Raw genomic sequence first — 20,052 nt, forward strand, 5'->3', positions numbered from 1 at the left:
TGATGATTACCAAAATAAGAAAAGATTCATATACTGTCTTATAGATAGGCCGTTGTATTAGTTCGAAATGTTGGAGGTTCTTTAAGATGACAGTTTACCATTTTGTAGGAATTAAAGGAACAGGAATGAGTTCATTAGCGCAAATTCTTCATGATATGAAGCATACTGTTCAAGGGTCTGATTATGAAAAGCGTTTCTTTACACAAACAGCGTTAGAAAAGCGTAGTATCTCGATCCTTCCTTTTGATAAGAATAATGTAGAAGAAGGACAAGTGATTATTGCAGGAAATGCATTTCCTGATACGCATGAAGAAATCGTAGCAGCAAAAGAATTAAACATCCCAGTACATCGTTACCATCACTTCTTAGGTGACCTTATGAGCCAATACACAAGTGTTGCTGTAACTGGTGCACACGGAAAGACATCAACAACAGGTTTGTTAGCCCATGTAATGCAAGGTGCACATCCTACATCTTACCTTATTGGAGATGGAACAGGGCATGGGGTAGAAAATAGTAAGTATTTTGTATTTGAAGCTTGTGAGTATCGTCGTCATTTCTTGTCTTACAATCCAGACTATGCAATTATGACGAATATTGATTTTGATCATCCAGATTATTTTGCAGACATCAATGATGTATTCAGTGCATTCCAAGAGATGGCATTGCAAGTGAAAAAAGGCATTATTGCATGTGGAGATGATGAAGAACTTCAAAAAATTCAAGCGAAAGTACCTGTTATTTTCTATGGATTTGGAGAAGATAATGATTTCCAAGCACGTAACATCCAAAAGAGAACAGATGGCACGATATTCGATGTATTCGTTCGTAATACGTACTATGACACGTTCAAAATTACAGGATACGGCAATCACAGCGTATTAAATGCGTTAGCAGTAATCGCACTTTGCCATTATGAAAACGTTGATGTAGAAGCAGTAAAACATCAATTAACAACTTTTGAAGGCGTAAAACGTCGCTTTAATGAAAAGCCGATGGGAGAGCAAGTTATTATCGATGACTACGCACACCATCCGACAGAAATTAATGCAACGATTGAAGCAGCTCGTCAAAAACATCCAGAGCGTGAAGTTGTCGCTGTATTCCAGCCGCATACATTCTCACGTACAGAAAAGTTCTTAGATGAGTTCGCTGAAAGCTTAAGCAAAGCTGATCAAGTATACTTATGTGATATTTTCGGATCAGCACGCGAAAACAAAGGTGAATTAACAATTGAAGATCTGCAAAAGCGTATTGATGGTGCAGAACTAATTACAGATACAACAACGGATGTATTAAAGAAACATAAAAACGGCGTTCTAATTTTCATGGGCGCAGGTGACATCCAAAAATTCGAAGCAGCTTACGTAAAAGAAGTTCAAGTTGCAGAGAAATAATAGAAAAGACGCATAGCTGTGGCTGTGCGTCTTTTTTTGTTGTGTTCAACTTTTATCCCGCATTAACGTGCAATAAGACCCCCACTGATTAAAGTTTCACTTTATTTATGTATTGACCTAGAGCTAACTCTAGGTTGTAAGATGAAAGTGTAAAAACAAGGGGGAGAGAACATGTATAAAATCGGCGAAGTAGCAGAATTAACAGGGATGAGCATTCACACTTTGCGCTACTATGAGAAATTAGGTTTATTACCACCACCAACGCGAAATAGCGGTATTCGTCAATATACAGAAGGCGATGTATGTTTATTAAAATTTTTATATTCATTAAAACAAACTGGGATGTCATTAGAAGAGATAGCTGAGTTTGCAAGTGATGGGTGCATTATAGAGGAAATTAGGCAGAAGAAAGAGGAAGTACCAGCGAAAGTAAAAAAGAGAATTTCCATTTTAACAACTCACTTGGAGCGATTAAAAGAACAGCAGGAACAATTGCAAAAAGTTGTTCAGCTAACGGAGGAGAAGTTAGAAATTTATTACGGTTTTCTAGAAGAAAAAGACTTGGAGGCCGGCAATGAAAAATAAAGTATATACGCAGTTATTAGGTTTTGCGATATTTACTGGTGGGACATTTAATGCTTCGAAATATGCGGTGCAGTATTTCGAAGCAATTCATATAGCAGCATGGCGTTTTGGGATTGCTGCATTTGTGATGTTATGTTTGTTAAAAATACGAAAAGATTTTGATTTGGAAGTATGGATGCAGAATAGGACCTATTATCTTTTGCTAGGTATTGTTGGTGTATTCGGCTTTAACTTCTTTTTCTTTTTAGGAATGAAATATACAGAAGCTGTTAATGGTGCACTTATTATGGCGACAAATCCTCTCGTTACGACGCTGTTAGCAAGTGTCATTTTACGAGAGAAAATTGTGAAGCGTCAAGCAATTGGAATGTTACTTGCACTAATTGGCGTTGTTTTTGTACTTACACAAGGTTCGTTTACAATACTACAACATTTATCATTTTCAAAAGGGGATTTTTATATTTTATTAGGGAATATTTGCTGGGCGTTATACGGCGTGCTAGGCAGAAGGTTTATTAAAACTGGTAATCCAATACAAACGACGACATATACGATGACTATTGGTGCACTTACCTTTATTATCATATCTTCTACACAAAAAAGTATAGTACCAGTTTTAGAAATTCCTTGGTTGGCATGGGGAGCGATTCTCTTTATGGCAATTGGAATGAGTGTGCTTGGTTACTTATGGTGGAATAATGGAATTGCTCAAATTGGGGCAGCAAGGACATCTTTATTTTTTAATCTAGTGCCTGTTGTTACAATACTTATTTCTTTTATTGAAGGAGTCAATATAACATCTGCACAATCTGTAGGAATGATATTAGTTATTACGGGAATATTGTATTCTTCTGGTTTTATACAAAGAAAATCAAAAGAAAGTGTTAATATTTAACTTTTTATATCTAAAAATGTTAGAATAATAAGAAAAATAAAAAGGAGACTAAAAAACATGTTCACACTTCGAGTAGATGACGAAATTGAACTACAATTACTAGAAAAACATCATAAAGAAGAATTATATCAATTAATAGACCAAAACCGTAATCATTTACGAAAATGGCTTCCTTGGGTAGATGGGACAAAATCTGCTGATGCTTATGATGAGATTTTTCCGATGTGGTTAAAGAAATTTGCAGAGGGAGACGGTTTTGAAAGTGGTATACGTTACAAAGGAAAGCTTGTTGGGATGGTAGGTATTCATCCAGTGAGCTGGGGGAAGAGAGCGGCGAGTCTTGGGTATTACCTTGCAGAAGATGCTGGAGGAAAAGGCGTTATGACACGTAGCGTAAAGGCTGTGCTTCACTATGCATTTGAGAATTTAAAATTAAATAAAATGGAAATTAGATGCGGTGTTGAAAATGTGAAAAGCCGCGCTATTCCAGAGCGTTTAGGGTTTAAATTAGATGGTATTTTAAGAGATGAAGAATGGTTATATGATCATTTTCATGATATCGCTGTATATAGTTTATTAGCTTCAGAATGGAAAGATATTCGATGAACGAGAAGATTCGTATTATTCCGTATGAAAGTACGTTTCAAGAGGAAGTAGTAGATCTTATCGTTCATATTCAGCAAAAAGAGTATAATGTTCCCATTACGAAAGAAGAGCAACCTGATTTACTTGAAATAGAAACATTCTATCAAAAGGATCACGGAAACTTTTGGGTAGCACTTTATGATGGGAAAGTAGTTGGAACAGTAGCTTTATTAGATATTGAGAATCATCAAGTAGCGCTAAGAAAAATGTTCGTACAAAAAGAGTTTCGTGGAAAAGAATGTGGCGCGTCATATATGTTGCTTCAAACAGCAATTTCATGGGCTGAGGATAAAAAGTTGAAAGATATTTATTTAGGAACAACAGTAAAATTTTTAGCGGCACATCGCTTTTATGAAAAGAATGGTTTTCAAAGTGTGAGTATAGATGAGTTGCCGAAAAACTTTCCAGTGTTACAGGTAGATAAGAAATTTTATAGGTACATTGTGAAAAAGGTCATCTAGAAATGGCCTTTTTCTATGAACCAAAATGGAAATAGTGGTATAATTTGGATTAGGGGGTGTAGGTATGAACTTTCCAATTCAAAGAAGTAAGTCAGTAGTCATTTTCGTTTGTCTTACGTTAGCTTTTATGTGTATATATCCAATTGTCATGCTTTTCACTAATAAAGCGCATTGGATGTCAGCGTTGATTGGGATGGGTTTATGCTTCATTGTAAATGTACCACTCGTTTGGGAAGTATTTATTAAAAAACATAAAGTAGAAAATGGCGTATTAAAGTACGGTATTCTAAATGATGATGTTGTATTAAAAGATATAAGAGTTGTTCGTCAAGTTGGAAAGTATCTTGAAATTACGACGAATGCATATAAAGTACATATGGTTGCGATGCCGCAAGATATGAATGAATTTTTGGCGCTTATCGAGAAAGAAAATCCACATGTGAAAATAGAAATGGTAGGGAAGAAATAAAAAAACGCTCGGAGAAAATTCCGAGCGTTTTTATTATTATTTTAAGTTCTCTGGATTTAAAGCTTCTAATTCAGGTACAACGAAGCGTCCGTCTTTACGGATTAGTACGTCGTCGAAGTAAATTTCACCGCCGCCGTATTCAGGGCGTTGGATGCATACTAAGTCCCAATGGATGTTCGAGTTGTTACCGTTCCATGCATCGTCGTAAGCTTGTCCAGGAGTGAAGTGGAAGCTGCCATCGATTTTTTCATCGAATAGGATGTCTCCCATTGGATGTAAGATGTATGGGTTTACGCCGATTGCGAACTCACCAACGTAGCGTGCGCCTTCGTCTGTATCAAAGATTTTGTTAATGCGTTCTGAATCGTTTGCAGTTGCTTCAACGATTTGACCGTTCTCGAACTTAAGTTGTACATTTTCAAATGTATAACCGTTGTAAGGAGATGGTGTGTTGTAAGAAACTGTACCGTTAACAGAATCACGAACTGGTGCAGAGTATACTTCACCGTCTGGAATGTTTAAATGACCTGAGCACTTAATAGCTGGAATGTCTTTAATAGAGAATGTTAAGTCAGTTCCAGGACCAGTTAAACGAACTTTATCTGTTTTATTCATTAATGTAACAAGGCTATCCATCGCCTTATCCATTTTACCGTAGTCTAAGTTACAAACTTCGAAGTAGAAGTCTTCGAAAGCTTCTGTGCTCATTTTAGCAAGCTGTGCCATAGAAGCATTTGGGTAGCGAAGAACAACCCAACGTGTTTTTGGAACGCGAATATCTCTATGAACTTTTTTCCCAACTGTTTGGCCATGAACTTTCATGCGCTCACTTGGAACGTCAGCCTGTTCATTAATATTATCGCCAGAGCGAAGACCGATATAAGCGTCCATGTCTTTCATTACGCTTGCTTCATATGCAGCGATTTGTTCGAAATGTTCTTCAGTAGCACCCATTAATAAAGAGCGATCTACTTGATGATCTTTTAAAGAGACGAATGGGAAACCACCAGCTGCATATGCTTCTTTTACAAGTGCAGTTACAAGTTCTTTTTGTAAGCCAAAGTTTTCAATTAATACTTTTTCGCCTTTTTGTAAGCAAATAGAGTAGTTAATTAAATTGTATGCTAACTTTTCAATACGTGGATCTTTCATATGTAAAGCCTCCCTACTAATTATGTATCCTCTCCTATTGTAACCTACTTAGTGGAATTTGTTGAATGATTTATGTTACAGTTAACGAATAAGTATGAAAATTCTAATGATGAGATAGGGATTAGAATGAAACGGAAAATGATTGTATAATAGGGGAAAGTATGAAAAAGATAAAGGAAGTGATGAAATGCAAGTTCTTTTATATGTAAGTGCGGCTATTATCGCGGTTGCTTTCGCAGTATTAGTTGTGTATGTATGCAGAACGTTGTTATCGGTTCAGAAGACGTTAGAAAACGTTGCAAGCACGTTAGAAGGTTTAGAAAAACAAATGCAAGGAATTAGCGTAGAGACAGAGCAATTATTACATAAAACGAATGCGTTAGCTGATGATATTCAACAGAAGTCACAGTCATTAAATAAAGTGGTAGCGGGTGTAGATGGGATTGGAACGACAATCCAATCTTTAAATACGAAGCTTCGTAATGTATCAGACTCTGTAACGGACGAAATTGAAAATAACGCTGATAAAGTAGCGCAAGTTGTACAGTGGAGCAGTGCGGCGATTGAAGTATACAATCATTACCGTGCGTCGAGACAAGAGAAGAAGGTTGAAAAAGAAGAGCGTAAATTAGAAAGAATTGAGAAAAACGCTGAAAAGAAAGAGAAGCGCTCTAGATTTCGTATGAGAGGTGAATCGTGATGAATATGACAAAGCTTGAAACAATTGAAGAGCTTGAAGTCTTAGTAGAAAAGAATGAGCCGTATGTTCTTTTTAAACATAGTACGACATGCCCGATTAGTCACGGTGCATACACAGAATTTCAAGCGTATTGCAGTGAAGAAAGAGAAGTGCCAGCGTATTACTTATACGTACAAGATGCGAGAGATGTGTCAAATCGTGTTGCAGAACAATACAGTATTAGACATGAATCACCGCAAGTGTTATACATAAAAGATGGGATGGTAGTATGGAATACATCTCATTGGAATATTAAAAAAGATGCTTTAGAAGAGAATATAAAGTAAAAAGAAGCAAGCTAAAGGTGCTTGCTTCTTTTTTTTTGTTTTTGTTGAAATATATTTAGTGGTACACTATTAATAGTTCAAACTAAATAACTAGATTGTTGAAAGTAGGTTTTAAGTAATGAAGAAAATGGCATTATCCTTCGCAGTCGTAAGTTTATTACTGGGAGCTTGTAGTAACAATAGTAATACGATTAGTAAGAAGGATGAAGTTATACAAAAAGATACAAAAGAAAAAAGTATGATTCCGAGAACTGCTGTTTCTAAAGATTATTATAGAACTGTTATTCCTTTAAAAGAACAAAAGGTTATTAATACAGCTAATATAAAAACAAATTCTAAATTAGATTTAGCAGAGTATGAAAATGGTTTAATAAATATTGCAACGCAGCAATTTGATACAGAGAGTCACGTACTGCAATTAAATCAGTATATTCCAGAGAAACTAGTTGATGAACTAGTTGCGAAAGTAGAAGCGCCAGTTTTGACGAATATTATAGAACAAGACTATTTTGGAAAACAGAATTCAAATGAATTAAGTTTATCTGGTGTTATGATTGGCTTAGCTATGTCTTCAAGTGTATCGAATGAAGAAGCTATGTCTAAAGGGTCTGAAGTTGCTAAACAACTTATTGAAGCTATTAACAAAAATGATAAATATAACAAATCTCCAATTACGTTTGCTATCTTTAAGCAAGAAAGTACAAGTTCTTTAAAAAATGGTACGTATATTGCTAGTGCTACTGTTCAAAAGAATGATATGAACCTTGGAAATTGGAGTACAATTGATGAAAAGTCGTATTCATATCCTTCTGATGAATTTACACAAGCACATGGAGAAGATAATACAAAAATAAATAACTTTGCTAAGGAAATAAAAGGTTTTTCTAATGGAGATTTTATTCCAGTCAATGCAAAAGTTTCTTATAAGAAAGATCAAATGGATACATTAAATATGAATATTGTTATTAAATATAACGGTAAAACAGAATTAATGGCTCTTACCCAATTGGCTGCTCAAGGTATGTTAGACAAATTGCCTAAAGATGCGAAAGTACAATTACAGATCAAGTCCGAGAGTAAAATTGAGGCCGTTATTATAAAAGAGAAAAACAGTGATAAACCGTTTGTTTCCTTCTTGTAAAAAAGACAGTATGTAAACTGTCTTTTTTTATTTTAAATGAAAATATAAAAGGTTTTTTGATGGTAATTCATTGCTGTATATCGTGTGACAATCGTATATGTATCAACTATAATAAGTTATCTTAAAAAAGTAATATACAGGGATTTGAAAGAGATGGCTTTCTTATGGCATCACAACAATTAGGTCGTTTACGTTCTGAAATTGATCAACTTAATTTACAAATATTAGAGTTACTAAACGAAAGAGGTCGTCTCGTACAAGAAGTTGGTAATTTAAAAGAAGTATAAGGTGTGAAACGTTTTGATCCTGTACGTGAAAGTAATATACTGGATTTAATTGCAGAGAATAATAATGGTCCATTTGAAACTTCGACTTTATAACATATTTTCAAACAAATTTTTCAAGTTGGTTTAAAGTTACAAGAAGAGGATCATCGTAAAGCACTACTTGTTTCTTGTAAGAAAAAAACAGAAGATACGATTGTTGAAATTAATGGTGAAAAAATTGGTAACGGAAATTAGCATTTTATTATGGGACCGTGTGCAGTGGAAAGTTATGAACAAGTACGTCAAGTTGCTGAAGCAATGAAAGAGCAACGCGTAATACGCTTGATATTTCCGCTGTACCGATTTTAAAGAAAGAGACACATTTACCTTTCGTTTTTGATGTAACGCATTCTACAGAGAGACGTGACCTTCTCTTACTAACTGCAAAAGCAGCGATGGCAATTGGTGCAAACGCAATTATGGCTGAAGTACATCCAAATCCAGCTGTAGCTTTATCAGATGCGGCGCAGCAAATGAATATCCCGCAGTTCAATGATTTTATGAATGAATTAAAATCATTTGGAAGTAAATTATAAAAACTTTTAATGAGCTGTTCCAAAAAGGCATTTTGGGACAGCTGTATAGCGACTGTCATTGTCGATTTTTGTTGGGAAGTTGGTATATTAAAAAAATCGCTGATATAATTAGAGTTGTGGTCGATATATTTGGGAAATCGCCGATATATTTCGAGTTACGGTTCATATATTCGAAAAATCGCCGATATAAATTTCATTTACTATCGTACTGCTTAAAATAAGATTTCTACTTAGGAAATATCTATTTTTTTACAAAAAATGCCCTTTTTTCATAAAAAATACGAAAATACGAGAAAAGAAGCGAATTTTTTCGAAACTTTTGCGGGAAAATATTGTATGAGCCTGCGTTTATATCGTATCATTAGTAAAAGGAAGAACTCGGGACGATTGGTGGCATCTGCAAATAGAGTTGATGTCTTTTTTTCATTCAAGTAACCGATACATAAAAATAGATAACAAAAATAGAAGGAGTGTGCGATGAGATGAACGTAACAATCTATGATGTAGCGCGCGAAGCGAACGTTTCAATGGCTACCGTATCACGCGTTGTGAACGGTAACCCAAATGTAAAGCCTACAACAAGAAAGAAAGTATTAGAAGCAATTGATCGTTTAGGATACCGTCCAAATGCGGTAGCACGTGGACTAGCAAGTAAGAAGACAACTACGGTAGGTGTTATTATTCCTGATATCTCAAATACGTTTTATGCAGAACTTGCACGTGGAATTGAAGATATCGCAACAATGTACAAATATAACATCATTTTAAGTAACTCTGATCAAAACAAAGAGAAAGAGTTCCATCTATTAAATACGATGCTTGGAAAACAAGTGGACGGAATTGTTTTCATGGGTGAAGATATTACAGACATTCACATTGAAGAATTTAAAAAATCTCCAGTACCAATTGTATTAGCAGCGTCATTTGATGAGCAAAATGAAACGCCATCAGTAAATATTGATTATACACAAGCAGCTTACGATGCAATGAAGCACTTTATCGAGCAAGGACATAAGCGTATCGGTTTCGTCTCTGGTCCATTCATTGATAAAGCGGGAAGCGCGAAGAAGTTACAAGGTTATAAAAAAGCTTTAGAAGAAGAAGGTATTTCATATGATGAAAATCTTGTAATCGATGGAGATTACACATATGACTCAGGTATCGAAGCATTCGAAAAGCTTTGGAGCAATGATGAAAAGCCAACAGCAATCTTCGTGTCTTCTGATGAAATGGCACTAGGTGTAATCCATGCAGCACAAGATGCTGGATTAAACGTACCAACTGACGTAGAAGTACTTGGTTTCGATAATACACGCCTTGCATTAATGGTTCGTCCGCAGCTTTCAACAGTTGTACAACCGATGTATGATATCGGTGCAGTAGCAATGCGTCTATTAACAAAGTATATGAACAAAGAAAAAGTGGAAGATCACACTGTTATCTTACCTCACCGTATCCAATTTAGAGATTCAACGAAATAAGTATAAAAAAGCTCACAGCGATTGCTGTGAGCTTTTATTCATATTCAGGATAATATTTTTCAATTACTGTATCTACAGTTTCATTTTTCTTAACGTGTAAAAATCTTGCGTACAATTCTTTTCCAGTTTCAAATGGCGTATCGTCTAATTCAAACACATGTAACACTTTTCGGAACGTCCATGTGATTTGCTCATCATACATATTATCGTATGTGTGCTCCGATTGTATAGCTATCTTTTCACCTAGTTCATGAGCTTCTTCTAAACTGTTTGCTTTAACAAGAATAATACTTTCTTCAAAAAGTGTATCGTGATTCTCTTCATAATGCTCATCCATTTTCATAGGATGAGGCTCACCAGAATGAACAGACTCAAACAATAATTTTACAGCGTACATATTATGCTGCATGTTTCACCTTATAAATAATACTTGCGACAAGCGAAGCAGGTATTGTAAATACGTTACTTTGATAATGGTAATGCACTTGGGATTCTTCATAAGACATGTTGTCATATAGTTCGTTTTGTGAGACACTCATTTTTTTCTGTTTTTCTTTGAGTATTTTAATGTAGTTGTACTGTATTGGGACGAGAATGATGAAATAAGCTAATACGATTAGTGAAATCCAAATCATTATGAACACTCCCTTACAAAGAATATTTGTATATGGTAATTATATCAATTTATATGAGGGATATCCATATTTTTCTATTGGTCAATTTCTTTTCCAAAATGCAAAAAGTTCTTCAGCGCTTCGTAAATTATGTTCAAGGCATGTTTGTGCAGTGCGTTTAAAATTTTGTATTAAATCCTCTAGCCTAGAAGAATCATAGTGCTTTGCTTTTCCATCTACAATCGTTTTATCTTTTTTTTAAGTTAAGTGATATTTTTAGCAAAGTTACATTTGTTTCTATTTGTACAACTTCCATGTAAAAAAAATTTTGTCTAAGTCGATTGTAATATAATCAAATCGCTCTACTTGTTTAAAATATCCTACAATATCATCTTCCAATTGAAATCCTCCCTAGTATATAGCTTACCTGGAAGAGTTCTCTATAGATTGTATGATTCCTTGTTATATGTCACATAAGTGTAAAAATAACTATTATAGGGCAATGTCATGTATAATAGAAAGAAAAGGCTTGTGAGGGGGGAAAAGAGATGATCGTTCTTTGGATAATTACGCTTTGTATGACTGCTATTTTTGCATATATGACGTTAAAACAAAATGGTTTAAAGCGATTTGTTCCAGGAAGTATTCTTGCAGGAATTGCCCTTATCACGTATGTAATTTCTATTTTTATTGAAAGTGTATCAGTAGATATGAGCAAAAGTTTAATGTTTATTGGTATTACACTATTTGCAGGTAGCATTATGGTACTTATGGTTGCTGGTATTATTTTATTTATTCATATGAATTCGGAAACGTTATAGCATATAGAAAAGGCATGTCCCGAGGGACATGCCTTTTTATCCGTTCAATTATGCTCTATCTTTAGAAGAATTTTGTTGTTTTAATAAGTCGCGAATTTCGCCAAGAAGAACTTCTTCTTTTGTTGGTTCTGGAATTTCTTCCTCTTTTTCGTCTTCTTTTTTAGATGTTAGTTTGTTGAAAACTTTAATAAACATAAAGATAGAAGCTGCGATAATTAAGAAATCAAAAATTGTTTGGATGAAGTTACCATACATAACAGCTGATTTACCGTATCCAAAGTGCAAATCTGTAAAGTTAACGCCACCTAATACCATACCAAGTAATGGTGTAATAATGTCTTTTACTAAAGAACTAACGATTTTACCGAATGCAGCACCGATTACAACCCCGACAGCTAAATCAACGACATTCCCTTTGAAAGCGAACTTTTTAAACTCGTTCCACATGTGTCAATCCCATCCTTTCCACGATTCATTATGAAATTTATAATTCCTATCAACATATTTTATAGAAATTTACGAGAGAAATAAAGGGGAAATGGGAATGAAAGTAAATTCTGAAAAATGTATCCGTTTTAATTTTTGTTTACATCATCTAGTAAAGATTGTAGCATTTGCTGCGTTTTTAATCCTTCTAATCCATCTACAACAGGCTTTGTATCTCCGTGTACACATTCAATAAAATGATGAACAGCATCTTCAAAACCACGTTGTTTTAACGTCGTATCCCATGATGGAGAACCGCTTTGTGAAACTGAGTTTTCCTGTTCAATTTCAAATGTATTCATATTTTTTACGCGAATGATTTTCCCTGGCGTTACAAGTTCAATTTGTTCTAAATTTGTACCGGCATGGCGATGCATTGCAGTAGAAAGTAACAGTCCACTTGGAGTTGTATATGTATGATGTCCGTAAAGAAGTTCATTCTTTTCATTGATTTGCATCATATTGTGAACGACGTTAAGGTCATCATTAGCGAACCAGCGAGCAGTATCTACAATGTGTAAATAATCATCTAACATAGTGAAGTCGTACGTATATGGCCCGACTTTATTTGTGCGATGCTTTTCAATTCGAATCCATGAAATATCATGAGCCTGTTCTTTGGCAGCAACATACATAGGAACGAATCTGCGATTAAATCCGACCATTAACTTTCGGTTATACTTCTCGCTCAACTCGACTAGTTGCTCAGCTTGTTCCACAGTAGCTGCTAACGGCTTATCAACATAAACGTCGATTCCTTTTTTCAAAAGCTCAGAAACGATTTCATAATGCGATGCAGTTGAACTATGAACGAAGATTGCATCACATTCCGAAGCTAACGTTTCAATAGAATGAAAGTCTTGAATTCGGTATTGCTGGCAAACTTGTTTTCTTTTCTCTGCGTTAGGTGTAAACGCCCCGACAAAGTTCCAATCTGTTTCTTTTGTAAGTGTTGGAAGATAGGCCTTTTGCGCAATGCTACCAAGTCCAATCATCCCAATTTTAGGTTTATTCATATGTATTCCCACCCTATTAATATTGATGTAACGGCTTAAATGTAGCATAGGATGGGGGAGGAAGGCAAAGATAAGCTTTTTACTTATTTCCTTCTAACAAAATTTTCTCTATCTCTGCAAAATTATGAGCGCGAGCATGCTCTAACGGGGTAACACCATCATTATCTGGAATATTTACATCTGCACCGTGCTCAATAAGAAGGCGAATGACTTGTTGCTGTGTTTCGTTTCCGTTACTTAGTACGATAGCTTCCATTAAAGCTGTCCATCCTAGGTTATTTACATGATTTACATCAATATTTGTTCGAGTGAGGAGTTCTTTTATAACGTCAATATAGCCATGTTCTGAGGCTGGGATAAGAGCTGTTCCGCCGTAACGATTTGTAATCGTAGGATCTGCACCAGCATTAATTGTTAGCTTTAAAATGTCTAAGTAACCTTCCGCACCGGCGTATAGAAAGGGATTGTTTTTCATGTCATCTTGGATATTTACGTCAGCACCAGCTTTGATAAGTGCTTTTGCGGTTTTTACATCATTTTTGTATGTAGCAATCATAAGAGGGGTACGTCCTTGATTATCCGTCGCATTTATATTTGCACCTTGTTTTAGTAAAGATATAACAGTATTCGTTTCATTTTTTTCAGTAGCTGCTAGTAGTGCAGTCTCCATGTTTGTCATCTCCTTTTTGACTTCTTGTTCTTGCGAGCATCCTTGTAAAAAAATTACGCAACATATCATACTGAATGTTTTTTTGAACATGGAATTTCAACCTCCTAATTTCAACTGTAAAATAGGAACATTAAATTTTTATAAACTGACGCTAAAATTACTATAAAATCGCTTGAGTATTTGAACATATATTTTTATGCTTATGAATATGAAGGATGGGTAAAGTGAGGATGTAACATATGTCTATTAAAACAAGGTTTTTATTTTCTTATATTGCTGTAATTCTCGTTTCTATTACGCTCATATTAGTCGCGGGATTTTTAATTGTTTTTTCAATAACAGGTGATTTGGAAGCAGTGAAAAATTTCTATAAAAGTTCTTACATTCAAAAGCCGCTTACACCAGAAGAAGAAAATGCCTATCTTGAATTAAAATTAGCGGCAAAGCAACATCAATCTCAATTATTAGATAAATCGTTCGTTTCATCAATTGAAAAAGAAGGTGTGAAAATAATTGTAAGAAAGGGAGAAAACATTTCTTATGCTAATAAGGGATTTGAAAGTTCGACTTTAACAGAAGCCCTTCCGAAATTTGAAGCGGCAAATATTAATAGTCGTGGTACAACGGAACTAGGCGAGACATTTTATCGATATGTAAAGTTTGATTTTTATTTTCCAGAGAAAGAAGAAGGGAGTATATTTGTACTAAAAAAGCAAAGTTCATTTGTAGATCTTACACAAAAATTATTTCCAATCTTATTCGTATCGCTTTTACTATTAGCCATTTTACTCATTGGTTTATTAAGTTATCTTGTTTCAAGAAGTGTAATAAAACCAATTTTTGTATTGAAAGGTGCAACGGAGAAAATTAAAGAAGGAAATTTAGATTTTCAAATGCCAGTTACATCGCACGATGAAATAGGTCAATTAAATCAAGGATTTGAGGAAATGAGGAAGAAGTTAAAGGAATCGATTGAAGTACAAACGCAGTATGAAGAAAATCGAAAAGAACTTATTTCAAACATATCGCATGATTTAAAAACACCGATTACATCTATTATCGGATATGTAGAAGGAATAAAGGACGGGGTAGCAAATACGCCAGAAAAAATGGATAAGTATTTAACGACAATTCATACGAAGGCAAAACATATGGACACACTCATTGATGAACTCTTTTTGTTTTCGAAGCTCGATTTAAATCGAGTTCCATTCCAATTTGAGACAGTTGAATTAAATACGTTTATGCAAGAATTAATAGAAGAGATGCAGATGGATTTAAGTGAAGAAGGTATAGAAATTAACTTACAATTACATTCATCGCCATTATATGTAACGGCTGATTGCGAAAAGATAAATAGAGTTATATCAAATTTAATTCATAATAGTGTGAAGTACATGGATAAAGAAGAGAAGAAAATTACCGTAACAGTATCGAGTGATAACAATAAAGTTATTGTGAAGGTGATAGACAATGGATCAGGTATAGAATCTGATACGCTACCGTATATCTTTGAACGTTTTTATCGTGCAGAACAATCGCGAAATTCTAGCACAGGTGGAAGTGGACTTGGTTTAGCAATAGCGAAGCAAATTGTTGAAGAACATGGCGGGGAAATTTGGGCGGAAAGCGAGCTTGGTAAAGGCACAAGCATTTTCTTCTCATTGGAAAAAGTAGAGGAATGTGGTGAGTAAATTGAAAAGAATTTTACTAATAGAAGATGAAGTAAGTATTGCAGAATTACAGCGAGATTATTTAGAAATTAATGATTTCCAAGTTGATGTAGAGCATTCAGGAGAAACAGGTTTACAAATAGCCCTGCAAGAAGACTATGATTTAATTATTTTAGATATTATGCTTCCGAAAATGAACGGATTCGAAATTTGTAAACAAATACGTGCTGTAAAAGATATTCCGATTCTACTTGTTTCAGCAAAAAAAGAAGATATAGATAAAATTCGCGGGCTCGGATTAGGAGCGGATGATTATATAACGAAACCATTTAGCCCAAGCGAATTAGTCGCAAGAGTAAAAGCGCATATTGCTCGTTATGAAAGATTATCAGGAAATGTAAGTAAGCAACGTGATACGCTATACATTCACGGAATTTCTATCGATCAACGAGCGAGGAAAGTTTTTATAAACAATGAAGAAGTGGCATTTACAACGAAGGAATTTGATTTATTAACATTCTTTGTCACACATCCAAACCAAGTATTAAATAAAGAACAGTTATTTGAACGCATTTGGGGATTAGATTCCGCTGGTGATTTAGCCACTGTTGTCGTCCACATTAGAAAGCTACGTGAAAAAATTGAAAGAGATCCTGCCCACCCGCAATATATTGAAACAGTATGGGGAGCTGGTTATCGTTTTAATGTGTAATATACCTGCCGAGTAATTGGCAGGTTTTTTTGTATGTTATTCAAATGGAAAGGAAGGAATAGGTAATTTATGTTAAAATGTAAAGAGAAACAAAACAGAGGAGAGCATGAGGGGTGTGCTACATTTTGGGAGATACATTACAAGATAATAAATCAAACAAGGTCTTAAGGATTGGAACTAATATTATAATTATTTTATTAATTATTGGTGCAATACAAATGTTTTATGATAAAGATTATACAAATGATCATTTCGGTTGGTTATTTTTAGTATTAGGTTGGATAGTTAGAAGTATTTTTAATATTACGATAGGTTTAAAAGGAGGGGATACAAAGTCAGTATTGCTTGATGTAGGTTTAGTACTCTTTTCCTTTTATCTTTTATTTTTATATAGTACGAAATATTTCTTCTGAAAATTTAGCTCATAGTCTTATAGAGACTGTGAGCTTTCCTTAATAATAACGGTACTGGCGTAACGATTTATAAAATATTTGAGTAGTAGAAGTAAACAGGGGCGCTTCTTCTAAAAAAGGATAATGGTTGCTCTCCTCAAATGTCACAAAAGTAGAATCGCATATACCCTCATGTATCTCGATGGAATATTGAACTGGACACTGCACATCATATCTTCCGCATATAATAAGTGTCCTTGTTTGGATGGAAGGTAAATTCTCTCTTAAATCAAATGAAGGATATTCATTGGCGAAAGCATGCATCCGGCTAATGGACATTGTTTTATTGATTGGTTTACAAAAATAAGAGTTGTAGTTTTCTGGTTTATACAATGATAATTTTGTTCTCTTAGTAGATAGTTCTTTCCGTTCTTCATTTGTAAGGTGAGGGCTTTTTAAGTTTTCGATGAGCTCTTGCATATAATGAAACTGTGGATGTGCTGGGTGATAAATGCAGAATGGTGTTTCGGTATAGTTACTTGCTGCAGCTCCTGCTACGACTAATGATTGTAAGGAATTTGGATATGTAATCGCATATAAAAGTCCAAGCATACCACCTGTTGAATGACCAGCGAAATGCCATGTTGGAAGTTGTAATGCTTCTCGTATGGCTTCCAAGTCGTGGATTGTTTCAATCATACTTAATTCGTTTTCTGACTGGGCGGTTACAGAGCTACCAGCATCTCGTAAATTAATGAGAAATACACGATGCGTAGCAGTGAAAACATCTGCAAAGTAATCACCAGTTTCATTAAATTGTGAATAGTGATGTGTAATACAAAGCGGTTCGCCATTTCCTTTTGTAAAGAGTTCAAATGTGCCGCGTTTTGTGGGGATCATTTGTTGTGTCCACATAATATCACGTCCTTTTTTCATAAAAGTTGGACCGGTTAATTATTAAATAAAATATATCGGCGCAACTCGAAACATATCGACTTACCGACAGTAGTCGACAATAAATAAAAGGAGGCTATTCAAAAACGAGCCTCCTTTTCGTTTAGTACAAAGATTTTGTCATATTATTCCGAATAATTTCAAGGGATTTCGCTACAGTTAATGCATTCTTTTCTTCAATTTCTGGTTTACGGGGGATAGGTTTATACATGTTGTCTGGATCTTCCCATGTGAGGGGAAGTTCTGTTTCGGCTTGTCCTTTCCAAGCGTCAATCCATTCTGGAGGGAGATAACCCGAGATGTTTTGGATGTTGTTCATTTCGAGCCAAATAAGTGCCCAAGCTCTTGGTACGACGCGCCAATGGTCATAGCCACCGCCGCCGACAGCGATCCAGCGACCGTCGCAATATTCATTAGCAATTTCACGAGCGAGCTTCGGTATTTCGCGGTAAATATTCATGGTTGCACAAAGGTGTGTAAGTGGGTCGTAGTAATGTGCGTCGGCACCATTTTGCGTTAAAATAATATCCGGTTTAAAGTACGCTGCAACTTCTTTTACAACTGTTCGATATGATTTTAGAAAGGATTCATCTTCTGTAAAAGCATCCAGTGGAACGTTAAAAGAATAACTATAACCATTACCTTGTCCACGTTCGTTTACAGCGCCAGTTCCAGGGAATAAATAGCGACCAGTTTCATGTAATGAAATGGTGCATACGTTAGGATCATCATAAAACGACCACTGCACGCCATCACCGTGATGAGCGTCTGTATCAATATATAAGACGCGTAAACCGTATTTCTTCTGAATATACTTCATTGCGATGGAGCTATCGTTATAAATACAAAAACCAGATGCCTTGCCACGGAAGCCGTGATGTAAGCCTCCACCTAAGTTAAGTGCGTGTTTTACTTTTCCGGAAAGAACAGCATCGACAGCTGTTAACGTACCGCCAACGAGCAATGCGCTTGCTTCGTGCATATTTGGGAACATCGGTGTATCTTCTGTTCCTAGTCCATATGTCATCGCAATTGATTTTTCTAACTTTCCTTCTCCAGCACGTTTTACCGCATTTATGTACTCCTCTGTATGAACGTAGGCAATCTCTTCATCTGTAGCCATCCGTGGTGAGATGATTTGAGAGGGAGAGATGAAACCACCCTTTTGTAATAAATCATACGTAAGTGTGACGCGCAGTTGGTTAAAAGGATGATCAGGGCTAAATGAATAGCCCCGAAAGTCATCCGAATAAATAAACGCGCTACTCATGCTTGCATCCCCATGATGTTCGGCCATAATACGCGATAGCCTTCTGCTTCAAGTGCATCAATCACTTTTAGAGGATTCATCGTTTGAATGCGGAAAACAAGTACTTTATCATTCTCATCTTTTGCTGGGTAGACGAGAACGCTCACGATATTTATTTGTAAATCACTAAAAATAGCAACGACTTTTCCAAGAATACCAGGTTCATTTTTTACTTGAATTTCAATTTGTGAACTCGGTTGATGTGCTCCTGTTAATTTTACTAACGTGTGCAGTACTGTAGATTCTGAGATTATTCCAACTAACTTCCCAGCTTTTGTAACAGGAAGACAGCCAATTTTATTTTCAAAAAATAAAGTAGCAATTTCCTCAACGAAATCGAGAGGGTGGCAAGTCATTACAGGATGTTTCATAATAAGTTCAAGCGGTTGCTGTAGCATATCGAGTGAAACTTGTTCATCTAGAATAGACGGACTTGCATCTCTTACATCCCGATCAGAAATAATGCCTACGACGTGATTATTTTGATCGACAATTGGAATGTGCCGAATTCCTTTCGTGCGAATCGTTCGGATTGCTGTTTCGATTGTATCGTTTGGATGTAGTGTAACTACATTTTGATTCATAATTTCTTCTACAATCATTCCAGTTGCCCCCTTTATTAATACATAAAACGATTGTGAAAACGTAGACGATCAAAAGCTTGAATAGAATCCGTATCAACGCGTTTACCGATGCGGACCATTAAACAGTTGGCGGGATGTGAACAAATTTCAGGATCGTCTGTAGCCATCCATTGTAACCCGCCGGCATTCATCATCTTTTCCATTACTTTTCGGTATTCCCAAACATTTAATCCTGTTTGTTTCAAATCCCAGTGCCAATAATATTCAGTCGTCAATATAATGTAATCTTCCATATAATCGTCCATCATAGAAACCTCTAGTAAGTTCTTTCCGACAGAACTCCCGCGGAAGGCTGGAACTACTTCAATTGCCCCAAGCTCAATTAAGTTTTCTATTTTTCCTTCTGACCATCGTTCAAGTGGATCAGGATATAAATATGTAACATATCCAACAATCATCTGGTCATGTCTAGCAATAATGAGTCGAGCTTCTGGTAATTTAGAAATTTCGACAATTGCTTTATATTGCTGTTCAGCAGGACGAAATGCAACTAAATCTGGATGAAATTCATACATTTCAAGATTATGTGTAGAGACAGGACCTTCAATAATTAAAGTGCCTTTCGCTGTTTTTAAGTTTCTAGCATTGTATATTTTTTTATGAATCAATGTATTGCTCACCACCTTGAGGGTTTGTGAATCTATTAA

At 35.4% G+C, this 20,052-nt stretch carries 24 protein-coding genes and 2 pseudogenes; 15 read left to right on the forward strand and 11 right to left on the reverse strand.

From position 1 onward, the window contains the following. The first annotated feature begins 86 nt into the window (after positions 1 to 86). The 6 genes from murC (at position 87) to MHI28_RS23570 (ending at position 4,452) form a co-directional block, all read left to right on the forward strand. Entirely contained in the window at positions 87 to 1,397 is a 1,311-nt protein-coding gene (gene murC / locus MHI28_RS23545; protein ID WP_000219469.1) for a UDP-N-acetylmuramate--L-alanine ligase, read from the forward strand. 171 nt (positions 1,398 to 1,568) lie between these two features. Continuing rightward, positions 1,569 to 1,982, forward strand: a complete 414-nt coding sequence (locus tag MHI28_RS23550; RefSeq protein ID WP_000276607.1) for a MerR family transcriptional regulator — start codon at positions 1,569 to 1,571, stop codon at positions 1,980 to 1,982. Beyond that, positions 1,972 to 2,877 (forward strand): DMT family transporter, encoded by a 906-nt coding sequence (locus MHI28_RS23555; RefSeq protein WP_000792472.1) that lies wholly within the window; start codon positions 1,972 to 1,974, stop codon positions 2,875 to 2,877. The genes MHI28_RS23550 and MHI28_RS23555 overlap by 11 nt, the downstream gene beginning before the upstream one ends. Before the next feature lie 57 nt (positions 2,878 to 2,934). Then, positions 2,935 to 3,483, forward strand: coding sequence for a GNAT family N-acetyltransferase (locus tag MHI28_RS23560; RefSeq protein WP_000494654.1), 549 nt, complete (start codon positions 2,935 to 2,937; stop codon positions 3,481 to 3,483). After that, positions 3,480 to 3,983, forward strand: coding sequence for a GNAT family N-acetyltransferase (locus MHI28_RS23565; RefSeq protein ID WP_001003146.1), 504 nt, complete (start codon positions 3,480 to 3,482; stop codon positions 3,981 to 3,983). The genes MHI28_RS23560 and MHI28_RS23565 overlap by 4 nt, the downstream gene beginning before the upstream one ends. Positions 3,984 to 4,047: 64 nt before the next feature. Continuing rightward, entirely contained in the window at positions 4,048 to 4,452 is a 405-nt protein-coding gene (locus MHI28_RS23570) for a PH domain-containing protein (RefSeq protein ID WP_001010622.1), read from the forward strand. A gap of 36 nt (positions 4,453 to 4,488) precedes the next feature. On the opposite strand, the gene MHI28_RS23575 is transcribed toward MHI28_RS23570, so the two are convergent. Further along, complete coding sequence (locus MHI28_RS23575) at positions 4,489 to 5,604, reverse strand: aminopeptidase (protein ID WP_000654720.1); 1,116 nt, start codon at positions 5,602 to 5,604, stop codon at positions 4,489 to 4,491. A gap of 187 nt (positions 5,605 to 5,791) precedes the next feature. On the opposite strand from MHI28_RS23575, the gene MHI28_RS23580 reads away from it, so the two are divergent. From MHI28_RS23580 to ccpA, 5 genes and pseudogenes are all read left to right on the forward strand, one after another. Further along, positions 5,792 to 6,304 (forward strand): DUF948 domain-containing protein, encoded by a 513-nt coding sequence (locus MHI28_RS23580; RefSeq protein ID WP_001197721.1) that lies wholly within the window; start codon positions 5,792 to 5,794, stop codon positions 6,302 to 6,304. Continuing rightward, positions 6,304 to 6,630 (forward strand): bacillithiol system redox-active protein YtxJ, encoded by a 327-nt coding sequence (ytxJ, locus tag MHI28_RS23585; RefSeq protein ID WP_001057469.1) that lies wholly within the window; start codon positions 6,304 to 6,306, stop codon positions 6,628 to 6,630. Before MHI28_RS23580 ends, ytxJ begins: the two co-directional genes overlap by 1 nt. Positions 6,631 to 6,748: 118 nt before the next feature. After that, positions 6,749 to 7,771, forward strand: a complete 1,023-nt coding sequence (locus MHI28_RS23590) for a CamS family sex pheromone protein (RefSeq protein WP_000738027.1) — start codon at positions 6,749 to 6,751, stop codon at positions 7,769 to 7,771. Positions 7,772 to 7,935: 164 nt separating this feature from the next. Continuing rightward, positions 7,936 to 8,633, forward strand: a pseudogene (aroA, locus tag MHI28_RS36205) (chorismate mutase). Positions 8,634 to 9,115: 482 nt separating this feature from the next. After that, positions 9,116 to 10,114 carry a catabolite control protein A gene (ccpA, locus tag MHI28_RS23605; protein ID WP_001103303.1) on the forward strand — a complete coding sequence of 333 codons (999 nt, stop codon included), beginning with the start codon at positions 9,116 to 9,118 and terminating at the stop codon, positions 10,112 to 10,114. 34 nt (positions 10,115 to 10,148) lie between these two features. Here ccpA and MHI28_RS23610 read toward each other — a convergent pair whose 3' ends face one another. The 3 genes and pseudogenes from MHI28_RS23610 to dhp61 all read right to left on the reverse strand — a co-directional run bounded on the left by MHI28_RS23610 (position 10,149) and on the right by dhp61 (position 11,127). Next, a complete protein-coding gene (locus MHI28_RS23610; protein WP_043311718.1) occupies positions 10,149 to 10,511 on the reverse strand; it encodes a DUF4288 domain-containing protein in 363 nt (120 codons plus the stop codon). Position 10,512: 1 nt separating this feature from the next. Next, positions 10,513 to 10,749 (reverse strand): DUF3949 domain-containing protein, encoded by a 237-nt coding sequence (locus MHI28_RS23615; RefSeq protein ID WP_000637885.1) that lies wholly within the window; start codon positions 10,747 to 10,749, stop codon positions 10,513 to 10,515. 81 nt (positions 10,750 to 10,830) lie between these two features. After that, positions 10,831 to 11,127 (reverse strand): annotated as a pseudogene (gene dhp61, locus MHI28_RS23620) (protein Dhp61). A gap of 149 nt (positions 11,128 to 11,276) precedes the next feature. Between dhp61 and MHI28_RS23625 the strand changes: the two are divergent. Continuing rightward, positions 11,277 to 11,549 carry a DUF3917 domain-containing protein gene (locus tag MHI28_RS23625; RefSeq protein WP_000636586.1) on the forward strand — a complete coding sequence of 91 codons (273 nt, stop codon included), beginning with the start codon at positions 11,277 to 11,279 and terminating at the stop codon, positions 11,547 to 11,549. 48 nt (positions 11,550 to 11,597) lie between these two features. Here MHI28_RS23625 and mscL read toward each other — a convergent pair whose 3' ends face one another. From mscL to MHI28_RS23640, 3 genes are all read right to left on the reverse strand, one after another. After that, entirely contained in the window at positions 11,598 to 11,996 is a 399-nt protein-coding gene (gene mscL, locus MHI28_RS23630; protein ID WP_000267015.1) for a large conductance mechanosensitive channel protein MscL, read from the reverse strand. 128 nt (positions 11,997 to 12,124) lie between these two features. Further along, complete coding sequence (locus MHI28_RS23635) at positions 12,125 to 13,051, reverse strand: Gfo/Idh/MocA family protein (protein WP_001039702.1); 927 nt, start codon at positions 13,049 to 13,051, stop codon at positions 12,125 to 12,127. A gap of 79 nt (positions 13,052 to 13,130) precedes the next feature. After that, entirely contained in the window at positions 13,131 to 13,811 is a 681-nt protein-coding gene (locus MHI28_RS23640; protein WP_000475120.1) for an ankyrin repeat domain-containing protein, read from the reverse strand. 149 nt (positions 13,812 to 13,960) lie between these two features. Here MHI28_RS23640 and MHI28_RS23645 point away from each other — a divergent pair, with 149 nt between their 5' ends. The 3 genes from MHI28_RS23645 (at position 13,961) to MHI28_RS23655 (ending at position 16,519) form a co-directional block, all read left to right on the forward strand. Then, positions 13,961 to 15,415 carry a HAMP domain-containing sensor histidine kinase gene (locus MHI28_RS23645; RefSeq protein WP_000023861.1) on the forward strand — a complete coding sequence of 485 codons (1,455 nt, stop codon included), beginning with the start codon at positions 13,961 to 13,963 and terminating at the stop codon, positions 15,413 to 15,415. Between the two features lies 1 nt (position 15,416). Continuing rightward, on the forward strand, positions 15,417 to 16,106 hold the full coding sequence (locus MHI28_RS23650) for a response regulator transcription factor (RefSeq protein WP_003280338.1): 690 nt from the start codon (positions 15,417 to 15,419) through the stop codon (positions 16,104 to 16,106). A gap of 125 nt (positions 16,107 to 16,231) precedes the next feature. Continuing rightward, positions 16,232 to 16,519 carry a hypothetical protein gene (locus tag MHI28_RS23655; RefSeq protein ID WP_000502935.1) on the forward strand — a complete coding sequence of 96 codons (288 nt, stop codon included), beginning with the start codon at positions 16,232 to 16,234 and terminating at the stop codon, positions 16,517 to 16,519. 39 nt (positions 16,520 to 16,558) lie between these two features. Here MHI28_RS23655 and MHI28_RS23660 read toward each other — a convergent pair whose 3' ends face one another. The 4 genes from MHI28_RS23660 to acuA form a co-directional block, all read right to left on the reverse strand. Beyond that, positions 16,559 to 17,434 carry an alpha/beta fold hydrolase gene (locus MHI28_RS23660; protein WP_142287198.1) on the reverse strand — a complete coding sequence of 292 codons (876 nt, stop codon included), beginning with the start codon at positions 17,432 to 17,434 and terminating at the stop codon, positions 16,559 to 16,561. 121 nt (positions 17,435 to 17,555) lie between these two features. Next, a complete protein-coding gene (gene acuC / locus MHI28_RS23665; protein WP_000092825.1) occupies positions 17,556 to 18,722 on the reverse strand; it encodes an acetoin utilization protein AcuC in 1,167 nt (388 codons plus the stop codon). Continuing rightward, positions 18,719 to 19,363, reverse strand: coding sequence for an acetoin utilization AcuB family protein (locus tag MHI28_RS23670; protein ID WP_000634583.1), 645 nt, complete (start codon positions 19,361 to 19,363; stop codon positions 18,719 to 18,721). Before MHI28_RS23670 ends, acuC begins: the two co-directional genes overlap by 4 nt. A gap of 17 nt (positions 19,364 to 19,380) precedes the next feature. Then, positions 19,381 to 20,013 carry an acetoin utilization protein acetyltransferase AcuA gene (acuA, locus tag MHI28_RS23675; RefSeq protein WP_000581392.1) on the reverse strand — a complete coding sequence of 211 codons (633 nt, stop codon included), beginning with the start codon at positions 20,011 to 20,013 and terminating at the stop codon, positions 19,381 to 19,383. Positions 20,014 to 20,052: the final 39 nt, after the last annotated feature.

This window comes from Bacillus sp. FSL K6-0268, from assembly GCF_038005425.1.
Taxonomy (GTDB): domain Bacteria; phylum Bacillota; class Bacilli; order Bacillales; family Bacillaceae_G; genus Bacillus_A; species Bacillus_A thuringiensis_S.